This is a genomic window from Microbacterium sp., from assembly GCF_031178525.1.
Classification (GTDB): domain Bacteria; phylum Actinomycetota; class Actinomycetes; order Actinomycetales; family Microbacteriaceae; genus Microbacterium.
Genome location: NZ_JAPSJA010000062.1, coordinates 1 through 11,949, shown reverse-complemented (window position 1 = coordinate 11,949; position 11,949 = coordinate 1). Strand labels below are relative to the sequence as shown.

Annotated in this window: 12 protein-coding genes, 1 rRNA gene and 1 pseudogene; 1 reads left to right on the top strand and 13 read right to left on the bottom strand. The window is 69.8% G+C overall.

Features of this window, described 5'->3' with window-relative positions; genetic code table 11:
- The 12 genes and pseudogenes from RIF89_RS06120 to RIF89_RS06065 all read right to left on the bottom strand — a co-directional run.
- Positions 1–200, bottom strand: a pseudogene (locus tag RIF89_RS06120) (SMC-Scp complex subunit ScpB); the annotation flags it as partial.
- A 10-nt stretch (positions 201–210) separates the two neighbouring features.
- The gene (locus RIF89_RS06115) at positions 211–1,053 is read right to left on the bottom strand and encodes a ScpA family protein (protein ID WP_309068248.1); all 843 of its coding nucleotides are present in this window, start codon (positions 1,051–1,053) and stop codon (positions 211–213) included.
- Positions 1,037–1,927, bottom strand: coding sequence for a ParA family protein (locus RIF89_RS06110; RefSeq protein ID WP_309068247.1), 891 nt, complete (start codon positions 1,925–1,927; stop codon positions 1,037–1,039). The genes RIF89_RS06115 and RIF89_RS06110 overlap by 17 nt, the downstream gene beginning before the upstream one ends.
- A 96-nt stretch (positions 1,928–2,023) precedes the next feature.
- Positions 2,024–2,926 (bottom strand): site-specific tyrosine recombinase XerD, encoded by a 903-nt coding sequence (gene xerD / locus RIF89_RS06105; RefSeq protein WP_309068246.1) that lies wholly within the window; start codon positions 2,924–2,926, stop codon positions 2,024–2,026.
- 19 nt (positions 2,927–2,945) lie between these two features.
- A complete protein-coding gene (locus RIF89_RS06100) occupies positions 2,946–3,536 on the bottom strand; it encodes an NUDIX hydrolase (protein WP_309068245.1) in 591 nt (196 codons plus the stop codon).
- A 5-nt stretch (positions 3,537–3,541) separates the two neighbouring features.
- Entirely contained in the window at positions 3,542–5,239 is a 1,698-nt protein-coding gene (locus RIF89_RS06095; RefSeq protein WP_309068244.1) for a CTP synthase, read from the bottom strand.
- 17 nt (positions 5,240–5,256) lie between these two features.
- Positions 5,257–6,945, bottom strand: coding sequence for a DNA repair protein RecN (gene recN / locus RIF89_RS06090; protein WP_309068243.1), 1,689 nt, complete (start codon positions 6,943–6,945; stop codon positions 5,257–5,259).
- Entirely contained in the window at positions 6,942–7,847 is a 906-nt protein-coding gene (locus RIF89_RS06085) for an NAD kinase (RefSeq protein ID WP_309068242.1), read from the bottom strand. Before RIF89_RS06085 ends, recN begins: the two co-directional genes overlap by 4 nt.
- A complete protein-coding gene (locus tag RIF89_RS06080) occupies positions 7,844–8,641 on the bottom strand; it encodes a TlyA family RNA methyltransferase (RefSeq protein WP_309068241.1) in 798 nt (265 codons plus the stop codon). Before RIF89_RS06080 ends, RIF89_RS06085 begins: the two co-directional genes overlap by 4 nt.
- Entirely contained in the window at positions 8,638–8,814 is a 177-nt protein-coding gene (locus RIF89_RS06075; RefSeq protein ID WP_309068240.1) for a hypothetical protein, read from the bottom strand. The genes RIF89_RS06080 and RIF89_RS06075 overlap by 4 nt, the downstream gene beginning before the upstream one ends.
- A 43-nt stretch (positions 8,815–8,857) precedes the next feature.
- Positions 8,858–9,895, bottom strand: a complete 1,038-nt coding sequence (locus tag RIF89_RS06070) for an HAD-IIA family hydrolase (RefSeq protein ID WP_309068239.1) — start codon at positions 9,893–9,895, stop codon at positions 8,858–8,860.
- Complete coding sequence (locus tag RIF89_RS06065) at positions 9,895–10,773, bottom strand: hypothetical protein (RefSeq protein ID WP_309068238.1); 879 nt, start codon at positions 10,771–10,773, stop codon at positions 9,895–9,897. Before RIF89_RS06065 ends, RIF89_RS06070 begins: the two co-directional genes overlap by 1 nt.
- Here RIF89_RS06065 and RIF89_RS06060 point away from each other — a divergent pair.
- On the top strand, positions 10,726–11,802 hold the full coding sequence (locus RIF89_RS06060; RefSeq protein ID WP_309068237.1) for a hypothetical protein: 1,077 nt from the start codon (positions 10,726–10,728) through the stop codon (positions 11,800–11,802). The two genes, RIF89_RS06065 and RIF89_RS06060, sit on opposite strands and share 48 nt — an antisense overlap.
- Positions 11,803–11,848: 46 nt before the next feature.
- On the opposite strand, the gene rrf is transcribed toward RIF89_RS06060, so the two are convergent.
- Positions 11,849–11,949 (bottom strand): 5S ribosomal RNA (rrf, locus tag RIF89_RS06055); the annotation flags it as partial.

Below are 11,949 nucleotides of genomic sequence, written 5' to 3'. Positions count from 1 at the left end.
CCGTCGTAGTCATCGACCAGCGACTCGAGCGTCTGGCGCACGGCTGGCACCGGCGCGTGCACGGCGGCGGCGAGGGCGACGAGCGAGATCGGCTCGTCGACGATCAGCAGGACCGCCTCGACGCGCTCGGCGAGAGGCGACTCCAGGTGCTCCTCGGAGATGCTCTGCGCAGTGGTCTCGGCACCGGCATCCGGCGTCATGGTCTCTCCTTCAACGGTCATAGTCGGCTCCGAGTGTGGCGAGCTGCTCGTCCGACCAGCTCTCGGCCGACCAGCGAAGCGTCAGTTCTCCGAGCGGCTCGAGCTGCTCGAACGACAGCGCTGCATGGCGGTACAGCTCGAGCACCGAGATGAAGCGGGCGACGACGATGCCCGGCTCGGCCACGCCCGAGACGAGCTCACGGAACGTGAGCGATTCGGTGCTGCGCAGGAGGGTGACGACGACGGCCGCCTGCTCGCGGATGCTGACCAGCGGAGCGTGCAGGTGGTCGAGACCGACGGTGGGAATCTCCTTCGGCGCGAAGGCGAGCAGCGCGAGCGCCGCGAAGTCGTCCGCGCTCAGCGACCACACCAGCTCCGGCGTCCTCCGCCGGTGCTTCTCGTCCAGCGGAACCGCCCTCGTGTGCCGGCGCTCCTCGCGCTGCAGGCAACGCGAGAACCATGCCGACACCTCCTTGAACGCCCGGTACTGCAGCAGCCGGGCGAACAGCAGGTCGCGCGCCTCGAGCAGCGCCACGGACTCGGCGTCGACCAGCTCACCCTGCGGCAGGAGCCCGGCGACCTTCATGTCGAGCAGTGTCGCCGCGACGACCAGGAACTCCGACGCCTGATCGAGCTCATACTCGCCGTCGAGCTCCTTCAGGTACGAGATGAACTCGTCGGTCACCTTGCTCAGCGACACCTCAGTGATGTCGAGCTCGTGCTTCGAGATGAGGTTCAGCAGCAGGTCGAACGGTCCGTCGAAGTTCGCCAGGGAGACGCGGAAGCCCTCGCCCGTGTCGGCGACGGTGGTGGAGGGGACGGACTCGTCGGAGCCCTCAGGCGACTGCGCCACGTGCGACCAGCTCCCGCGCCAGTCGCAGGTAGGCCTGGGCGGCTGCGTGCTCCGGCGCGAACTCGGTGATGGGGACGCCCGACACCGAGGCATCGGGGAACTTCACGGTGCGGCCGATGACGGTCTCGAGCACATCGTCGCCGAACGCCTCGACCACGCGCTCCAGCACCTCGCGGGAGTGCAGCGTGCGCGGGTCGTACATCGTGGCGAGCAGGCCGTCGAGGGTGATGGACGGGTTGAGCCGGTCGCGCACCTTGTCGATGGTCTCGATCAGCAGCGCCACACCGCGCAGCGCGAAGAACTCGCATTCCAGCGGGATGAGCACGCCGTGTGCGGCCGTGAGGGCGTTGACCGTCAGCAGACCAAGCGAAGGCTGGCAGTCGATGAGAATGACGTCGTACTCGCCTGCGACCTGACGCAGCACGCGCGACAGGATCGTCTCGCGGGCGACCTCGTTGACCAGATGCACCTCAGCGGCCGACAGGTCGATGTTCGCGGGCATGACGTCGAGCCCCTCGACCGACGAGCGCACGATCGCGTCGTGGGCATCCCGCTTGGTGTCGAGCAGCAGGTCGTAGACGGTGGGCACCTCGTGGGTCTGGATGCCGAGTCCGGCCGACAGCGCACCCTGCGGGTCGAAGTCGACCGCGAGCACCTTGCGCCCGTACTCCGCGAGCGCGGCGGCGAGGTTGATGGAGGTCGTCGTCTTGCCGACGCCGCCCTTCTGGTTGCACAGGGCGATGATGCGCGCCGGACCGTGCGAGGCCAGCGGCGCGGGGACGTCGAAGCCGTGATACGGACGACCGGTCGGGCCGATAGGGGTGTCGTCGCCCTTCGCCGCCTTCGTCCTGGACTTCGCCGCTTTCTCCGCCACCGTTTCCTGCCTTCCGTGCTTGGTCGATTGTAGCGGCAGGCCAGTCTGCGGTAGGGCCCGGCGCGCGGCGCGGAGCTCATCGCGTCCGCGGATGCCTCATCGGGCCCGAGGATGCGATGTGGCGTACACGTCGCGCAGTGTGTCGACGGAGACGTGCGTGTAGATCTGAGTGGTCGCGACCGACGCGTGACCGAGCAGCTCCTGCACGACGCGCACGTCGGCACCGCCCTGCAGCAGATGCGTGGCGAAGGAGTGCCGCAGCGTATGCGGCGAGACCTCGGAGGTGATCTGGGCACGTTCCGCCGCCGCGCGGATCACCAGCCAGGCGCTCTGCCGCGACAGCGGCGCCCCGCGCGCGCCGAGGAACAGACGCGCCGTCGCGCGGCCCTTCGCCGCCAGAGACGGACGCACGCGGGTGAGGTACGCGTCCACGGCGGCACGCGCGAACGAGCCGACAGGCACGATGCGCTCCTTGTCGCCCTTGCCACGCAGCCGGAGCACGTCTCCGTAGGCGAGATCGTCGACGTCGAGCGAGACCGCTTCCGACACGCGGGCACCGGTCGCGTACAGCAGTTCGAGCAGCGCGCGGTCTCGGATCCCCATCGGCTCGTCGGCCGCCGGTGCGGCCAGCAGCCGCTCGACCTGGTCGATCGTGAGCGCCTTGGGAAGTCGCTGCGGCGTCTTGGGCGGACGCATCCTCCCCGTCGGGTCGTCCTGCGAGATGCCTTCCCTGGCGAGGAAGCGGTGCCAACCGCGCACAGACGACTGGAGCCGTGCGAGGCTCGTGGCGGCCGGCGGCGGCACGGCGGCGGATCTCTCGGCGATGAACTCGGCCACGATGGGCGCCGTCACGGCCTCCGTCGTGTCGACACCGCGCCCCGCGAGCCAGTCCAGGTAGCCGCCCAGGTCTCGGCGGTATGCCGCGATGGTGTGCTGCGACAGGCCGCGCTCGATCGTCACGTGGCGCAGATACGCGTCCAGTGCTCGATCGAGCCGCACCTCAGCCTCCGTCCGCAGTTCAGTGGCTGGCGCGCAGCATCCGCTCGGCGGCGAGCACGCCGATGGAGAGGATGCCGTTGTGCATCCGCCCCTCCAGCACCGCCTCGACCGCATCCGACAGCGGCACCCACTCGATGCGGATGTCCGCCTCCTCGTCCTCGCGGGCGTGCGCGGCTTCGGCCGCGGAGATGCCGGTGGCGAGGAACAGGTGGATCATCTCGTCGTTGCCGCCCGGCGTGGTCCACGACGACACCAGCGGCCGCCAGTGGTCAGCCGTGATGTCCGCCTCCTCGGCCAGCTCCCGCTGTGCGGCGAGAAGAGGCTCCTCCCCCGCGACGTCGAGAAGCCCGGCAGGCAGCTCCCAGTCCCGATACCGGATCGGGTGCCGGTACTGCTGGATCAGCAGCACGCGGCCGAGGTCGTCGATCGCGACGACCGCGACGGCCCCGGTGTGCGCCACGTACTGACGGCGGATATCTCCGTCGCCGTAACGCACCCGGTCGTCGCGGACGTCCCACACCGCGCCCTCGAACGCGAGATCGCTGCTGACGATCTCGGGTTCGAATGGCTCGTCTCTCAGCGGCGCGTCAGCGGCGGGCGCAGTGGACATGCGGATCAGGCGTCTTCGGTGAAGAGCTCGCTCGCGTGGTGCCGCTCGATGGCGGCGCCGACCAGTCCGCGGAACAGCGGGTGCGGGGTGGTCGGACGAGAGCGCAGCTCGGGGTGGGCCTGGGTGGCGATGTAGAACGGGTGCACGTCGCGCGGCAGCTCGACGTACTCGACGAGGTCGAGGTCGGGGTTCAGGCCCGAGAAGACGAGTCCCGCCTCGGAGAGGCGCGTGCGGTAGGCGTTGTTGACCTCGTACCGGTGGCGGTGACGCTCGGAGGCGACCTCCGCGCCGTACAGCTCGCGCGCCAGCGATCCCTCGCCGAGCGCGGCCTCGTAGAGGCCGAGGCGCATCGTGCCGCCCAGGTCGCCGCCATCGAGGATCTCGATCTGCTCGGCCATGGTCGCGATGACCGGTTCCGAGGTCTCGGGGTCGAACTCGGTCGAGGACGCCCCCTCGATGCCGGCGACGTCGCGCGCGAACTCGATGACCATGCACTGCAGGCCGAGGCACAGTCCGAGGGCGGGGATGCCCTGCTCGCGAGCGAAGCGGAGCGCGCCGAGCTTGCCTTCGATGCCGCGGATGCCGAAACCGCCGGGGACGCAGATGCCGTCGACATCGGCGAGGGCCTTCTCGGCGCCCTCGGGCGTCTCGCAGGTGTCGGAGGCGATCCAGCGGATGTTGACCTTGGTCTCCTGGGCGAAGCCGCCGGCCTTGAGCGCCTCCGTCACCGACAGGTAGGCGTCGGGCAGGTCGATGTACTTGCCCACCAGGCCGATGGTGACCTCGTGCTTGGGGTTGTGCACGGCGTGCAGCACCTTGTTCCAGCGCGTCCAGTCGACCTCGGCCGCCTTCTGATCGAGGCCGAGACGGCGCACGATGTAGGAGTCCAGCCCCTGCTCGTTGAGCGTGGAGGGGATGTCGTAGATGCTCGGCAGATCGACGGTGTTGACGACGCCCTCGGCGTCGACGTCGCACATCAGGGCGATCTTGTTGCGGTTGCTATCGCTCACCGGGCGGTCGCTGCGCAGCACCAGCGCATCCGGCTGGATGCCGACCTGGCGGAGCGCGGCGACGGAGTGCTGCGTGGGCTTGGTCTTCTGCTCGCCCGAAGCCCCCATGAACGGGACCAGCGAGACATGCACGAAGAACACGTTGTCGCGGCTCAGCTCGTGCCGCAGCTGACGTGCCGCCTCGAGGAACGGCTGGGACTCGATGTCGCCGACGGTGCCGCCGACCTCGGTGATGATCACGTCGGGGCGCGGCTCTTCCGTGGCCTGCAGGCGCATGCGGCGCTTGATCTCATCCGTGATGTGCGGGATCACCTGCACGGTCGCGCCTAGGTAGTCGCCGCGACGCTCCCGCGCGATCACCTGCGAGTAGATCTGGCCGGTGGTGACGTTGGCGGAGCGGGTCAGGTCGATGCCGAGGAAGCGCTCGTAGTGGCCGATGTCGAGGTCGGTCTCGGCGCCGTCATCCGTGACGAAGACCTCGCCGTGCTCGAACGGGTTCATGGTGCCCGGATCCACGTTCAGATAGGGATCGAGCTTCTGCATGACGACGCGCAGTCCGCGTGCGGTGAGCAGGTTGCCGAGGCTGGCGGCGGTAAGTCCCTTGCCCAAAGAGGAAACGACACCGCCTGTCACGAAGATGTGCTTCGTCGTGGACTGGGTGTCGTTCGCGTACCCCGCGCTGGAAGAGTTCATCACGGGCTTCTATCCTATCAGTTCGGTTCCGAGCCGAGGCTCAGCAGTTCGCGGGCGTGGCTGAGCGCCGCATCCGAATCGGCCAATCCCGACAGCAGTCTGGCCATCTCCTCTTCGCGCTGCGCACCGGACAGCCGTGTGACGCTGGAGGCGGTGACGGTGCCGTCACTGGCCTTGACCACCGAGAGATGGTTGGTCGCGAACGCGGCGACCTGGGCGAGGTGCGTGACGGCGATCACCTGAGAGGTCCTGGCGAGCTGAGCCAGCCGGCGGCCCACCTCGATCGCGGCGGCGCCGCCGATGCCGGCGTCCACCTCATCGAAGACGAACGTGGGCACCGGGTCCGTTCCCGCGATGACGACTTCGATCGCGAGCATCACACGCGACAGCTCGCCGCCGGATGCTCCGCGCGCGACCGGCCTGGGCTCTGCGCCGGGATGCGGGGCCAGCAGGATGGCGATGTCGTCACGCCCGTGGGCGCTCTCGGCGCCGGGGGCGACTCGCACCTCGAGCCGGGCGTCGGGCATGGCGAGGGCGTGCAGCTCCTCGGTCACCGCGCGCGACAGCCGCTCGGCCGCCTCTGTGCGCACCGCAGTGAGCCTCACGGCGGCTTCGTCGAGCTGCGCCCGGCTGTCGGCGGCCTCGGCCTGCAGGCGCTCGATGCGGTCGCCGTCGTCGTCGAGTTCGGCCAGCCGGGCGGACCCTGTCTCCCACAGATGCAGCGCCTCGTCGATCGTCCCGTGTTTGCGCAGCAGCCCGCCAAGGGCGGCCCTGCGCTCCTCGACCGCAGCCAGCTCGTGCGGGCCGGACTCGTCGAGGTCGGCCAGGTAGGCGGAGAGCTGCAACGCGAGATCGGCGGTGCGATAGCCGAGGTCGGCGAGCGCCTCGGCGATGTCGGCGAGCTGCGGATCCGCAGCGCGTTCCAGGGAGCGACGGGCTTCGGCCAGCAGCGAGGTGACGTCGACGTCACCCTCCTCGCTGGAGAGGGCCGTGCGCGCGACGGATGCCGCCAGACGCAGCTCCTCGGCGTTGGCGAGCTTCTCCGCGCGCTCGTTCAGGGCGGTGTCCTCACCTGGCTGCGGGTCGAGCTGCTCGATCTCCGCCAGCTCCTCGCGCAGTTGCGCCGCTTCGGCAGCCCGTCTGTCGCGGTTCGCGGTGAGCTCGGTGATCTCCTCGTCGAGCCTGCGCCACGCGCGGTAGCGCTCCTCGTACTGAGCGAGTGCCTCAGCGACCGCCGCCCCGCCGAATCGGTCGAGTGCCTCTCGCTGCGCGGCGGTCGATCGCAACCGCAGCTGGTCGGACTGGCCGTGCACGACGACCAGCTCCTCTGCCAGCGACGACAGCACGCCGGCCGGCGCCGAGCGACCGCCGACGCTGGCCCTGCTACGGCCCTCGGCGGTCAGCGTGCGGGAGACGTAGAGCTCGGCGGCGTCTCCCGCCGGTTCGAGGTCGCCGCCCGCGTCTGCCACGATGTCGGCGACGGCGCCCTGGGGTGGGACGAGCCAGACGCCGGCGACCGATGCCTGCGCGGCGCCGGCTCGCACCGCCGACGAGTCGGCGCGAGCGCCGAGCAGCAGTCCCAGCCCGGTGACGACCATGGTCTTTCCCGCGCCGGTCTCGCCGGTGACGGCGGTGAAGCCCGGGCCCAGGGGCAGCACGGCGTCGTCGATCACGCCGAGGCCGCGGATGCGCATCTCGTCGATCATGACGCTCCTCGCCATCCTTCGACGGGCAGCTGGAATTTTCGGACCAGCCGGTTGGTGAAAGCAGTCGGATGCAGCCGCGCCAGGCGCACCGGCTCCGCCGATCGTCGCATCACCACTCGGGCTCCGCGCGGCAGTTCGTGTGATCGCCGGCCGTCGCACCACAGGATTCCAGTGCCATCGGTGCGTTCGAGCATCTCGATCGCGACAGCGGCCTCCGGTCCGACGACGAGCGGCTTGGCGAACAGCGCGTGCGCCGACAGCGGCACGACGGCGATGGCCTCGACTGTGGGCCAGATCACCGGTCCCCCGGCCGAGAAGTTGTAGGCGGTCGATCCGGTCGGGGTGGAGACGACCATGCCGTCGCATCCGAAGCTCGAAAGCGGCCGGCCGTCGATCTCGACGACGACCTCGATCATGCGTTCGCGACTGGCCTTCTCGACCGTCGCCTCATTCAGCGCCCAGGTCTCGTACACCACCGCGCCAGCGGCATCCTTCACTCGCACCGAGAGCGCGAGGCGCTCCTCGACCTCGTAGTCACGAGCGATCACCCGGTGCACCGCGGCATCCATGTCATCGCGATCGATCTCGGCGAGGAAGCCGACATGACCCATGTTGATGCCGAGCACCGGTGCGTCGGACCCTCGCACCATCTCCGCCGCGCGCAGGATCGTGCCGTCTCCGCCCAGCACGATCGCGAGTTCGAGGTCGTGGGTCGCGACATCCTCGCCGAGGACGGGGATTGTGTGGAAGCGCTCGTCGGCCTCAGTCAGTTCCGCGCGGTCCGCGGCGGGGATCACGGGGATCGCACCCGCTTCCCGCAGTGCGCCGATGACGCGAAGCGCGGCGTGCACGGTCTCTTCACGCTTGGCGTGGGCGACGACCAGGATGTTGCGCTCGTTCATCGTCCTCCTGCCACCCTCGCGATCTGCTCCGTCCATTCTGTCGGATCCGTTCCGCGCCCGGGCGCGAGATGGACCAGGTACTCGACGTTGCCGTGCGTGCCGAGGATCGGAGAGCGCAGGACGCCCAGCGTGCCAAGGCCCGCGTCGCGCGCGCTCCACAGCGTTCGCTCGACGGCGTCGACCCTGGTACTCGGGTCGGTGACGAGTCCGCCCTTGACCGCCGTGCGGCCGACCTCGAACTGCGGCTTGATCAGCAGCACGACGTCGGCACCGGGCGCAGCCGTCTCCGCGATGGCGGGCAGCACCAGGGCCAGCGAGATGAACGACAGATCACCGGTGACCAGCACCGGACGGCTCTGCTCACCAGTGGCCTCGGCCAGCGACCTGGCGGTCATGTAGCGGACGTTGAAGCCCTCGACGGCGACGACTCCCGGGTCGGCGGCGATCTCACCGGCGAGCTGTCCGTGCCCGACGTCGACCGCCAGCACCTTGCGGGCGCCGCGTTCGCGGAGAACCTGTGTGAACCCACCCGTAGAGGCCCCCATGTCGAGGGCGAGGCGATCGGCGACGGGAATGCCGAAGCCGTCCAGCGCGGCGAGCATCTTCTGCGCGCCGCGGCTCACGTAGTGGTCGGAGCCGTCGACGGTGATCTCCGCGTCATCGGCGACCGGCGTCGAGGCCTTGACGACGGGGCGACCGCTCACCCGGACCAGCCCTTCCGCGATGAGGGTCGCGGCATGCGAGCGCGAGCGTGCGAGCCCGCGCGCGGCGAGGGCGGCATCCAGTCGCGTCATCGGGCGCCCGGCGCCTGGTCGCGTGCGTCGGAGCGCGGCACGTTCTCGAGTCGCTTCATGAGCTCATCGTGCAGAGCGCCGTATGCGTCGGCGCGCGACGCGAGGGGCTGACCTTCGATCAGGCGCAGCCGGCTCCAGAGCGCGTCGGTCGGCTCGTCTCGCGTGTGCTCCATCCGACCACTGTAACGCGGCGGGCGCACGCTCGACGGGCGACGCTCAGGGCCTGTGGAAAGGATCGGCGTACAGCTTCTCTGGCACGCGGAACGCGTAGATCGCGAGTCCTGTCGCCCAGATCGCGGCCGCTCCGGCCCGCAGCAGGTCGATCTGCGAGTCGCCTTCCGCGAGGATCTGCACGTCGGCGTCGATCACGCGCACGGACGCACGGCCAACGGTGAACACGCCGTCCTTCTCGGCGGTCCGCGGGTAGGCCCGGTGCAGTTCGCGCAGGTCGCTGAGGATGTAGTCCGGGCGCGAACCCTGCGGTGCGGCCAGGACATGCTTGGGCCGGTCGATGCCGGTTAGCACGAGCGCGGAGTCGATAGCGGCGCGGGAGGCGCCCATGATGTCGGTGTCGAGGCGGTCGCCGAGGAAGAGCGGCGACGTCGCGCTGAAGCGGGCGACGGCCTCCTCGAAGATCGGGGTCTCGGGCTTGCCCGCGACGGTGGAGAGCCGGCCGATCGCGGTGTGCACCGCCGACACGAGTGTGCCGTTGCCGGGAGCCACGCCACGCTCACGCGGGATGGTCCAGTCGGTGTTGGTGGAGATCCAGGGGATGCCGCCCTCATCCTCGGGGGTCTGCAGAGCGAAGGCGGCCTCGGCGAGATCGGTCCAGGCGACCTCGGGCGCGAATCCCTGCACCACGGCGGCGGGGGAATCCTCAGCGCTGCGGGTGACCGTGTATCCGGCCTTCTCCGCCTCGTCGACGAGGCCGTCTCCGCCGACGATCAGGATCGTCGCGGGAGCCGGCACCATGGTCGACAGCAGTCGCATGGCCGCCTGCGGACTGGTGACCACGTCGTCGGGGCGAACGGACAGCCCGAGCTCGCTCAGGTGTCCCGCTACCGAGGCGTCGGTGCGGGACGCGTTGTTGGTGATGTACCCCAGGCGCATGGACTCGGCTGCCAGGTTGAGGCTCTCGACGGCGTGCGGCAGCGGGTTCGGTCCTGCGTAGACGACGCCGTCGAGGTCGGCGAGCAGCACGTCGCGACCGGTCAGCGGAGTCGCCGCGGGCTGCGAGCGGCGGAACAGGCCCATCAGGCGTCGTCCTCCGCGCTCCTCCCGGAGACCTCCTCGGCTTCTTCGGTCGCGGGGGCATCGGCCGCGGCTTCGTCTGCCGGGCCGGCAGCCGGCGGAGCATCCTGATCGTCGTCCTCGGCGGACTCGGCGTCGTCGAGGCCCGCCTCGTCCTGCCCGTCGGCGAGATCGTCATCGAAATCGGCGTCATCGAGATCGGGGTCATCGATGAGGCCGTCCTCGACGATGATCTCGTCGAACTCGCCGTCGAGGCCGAGCGCGGATGCGGCGACCTCAGCGCGCTGGGTCCAGAACGCGGCCTCGTCAGCACGCCCGAGATCCTCGAGCACTGCAGCACGGGCGGAGAACAACGCGGGGCTCCACTCGAACGCGCGATCGGGATCGAGCTCGGGGATCTCGAGTTCACCGAGGGCGAGCTCGAACTCGCCGCGGTCGAGACGCGCACCGGACATGGCGATCGCGAGGGCGACACGGACGTCCGGCGTCAACGCGGAACGCTCGACCGTCCTCCCCTCCTCGAGCGCTCGGTCCGGTCGTCCGACGCCGCGCTCGCTATCCACGATCAGCGCGATCATGTCGTCCTTGCCGGAGATGCGACGGTAGGTGCGCAGCTCACGCAGGGCGAGCGCGAAATCACCGATGGCGTACGCGGCGATGGCGAGCGTCTCGCGGACCACGGCCACACGGCCGGCCTTGCGGGATGCCACCAGAGCATGCTCGTACGCGAGCTGCGGATCCTCGTCGATCACCCGAGCCGCCATCGCAAGGTGACGCGCGACGTTCTCGGCGTTCTCCTTGCTGAGCGTCTTCAGTTCGTTGCGCGCCGAGGGATGCAGATCGCGCGGCGTGATCTCCTCGGGCAGAGGCGGCTCCGGCACGCGCTCGCGGATCGGCGCGAACTCGGAGCGGGTACGCTCGGGGCGGTCACCGCGATCGTCGCGCTGCGAACGATCGGTGCGAGGACGGTCACCATAGGGCCGACGGTCACCCTGATTCCTGTCTCCCGGCCCCCGGCGGTCGCCCTGCTGGCGGTCACCATAGGGGCGGCGCTCGCCCTGCAGGCGGTCACCGCGGTACGGACGGTCACCACCCTGCTGGCGGTCGCCATAGGGGCGACGCTCACCCTGCGGACGGTCACCACGGTACGGACGGTCGCCACCGTGCTGGCGGTCACCGTACGGACGACGCTCACCCTGCGGACGACGCTCGCCCTGCGGACGACGCTCGCCCTGCGGGCGGTCACCCCGATACGGACGGTCACCACCCTGCTGGCGGTCACCGTACGGACGACGCTCACCCTGCGGACGGTCACCATAGGAGCGACGCTCACCCTGCGGACGGTCACCGAACGGACGACGCTCACCCTGCGGACGGTCACCACGATACGGACGGTCGGCTCCCTGCGGACGGTCACCACGATACGGACGGTCACCACTCTGCGCGCGGTCACCGCGGTAGGGACGGTCACCACCCTGCTGGCGGTCACCACGATACGGACGGTCACCACTCTGCGCGCGGTCACCGCGGTAGGGACGGTCACCACCCTGCTGGCGGTCACCATATGGACGGCGCTCACCCTGGGAGCGATCGCCGTACGGACGCCGCTCACCATGCTCGCGGTTGTCTCGATACGGCCGACCATCACGCTGCGGACGGTCATCTCGCTGGGGGCGGTCGCCATACGAACGTCGCTCGCCCTGGTTGCGATCGCCCTGGTTGCGATCACGCTGATTGCGATCGCTCTGGTTGCGATCGCCCTGCCGACGGTCGTCATTGCGCCTCGAGGCGCTCGACGAATCGGAGTACCGAGGCTTCCGCTCGGAGCCCGAACGTCGATCGTGCGCGCCCTCGCCGTCCCGGCGGTCCCGCTGCTCTTCCGACATTCTGACTCCCTGTTTGCTTGTTAACGCAAGATGGCCACCCAACCTTGGGTGGCCATCTTACTTAAGAGAAGTCCGGCGGTGTCCTACTCTCCCACAGGGTCCCCCCTGCAGTACCATCGGCGCTGTGAGGCTTAGCTTCCGGGTTCGGAATGTGACCGGGCGTTTCCCTCA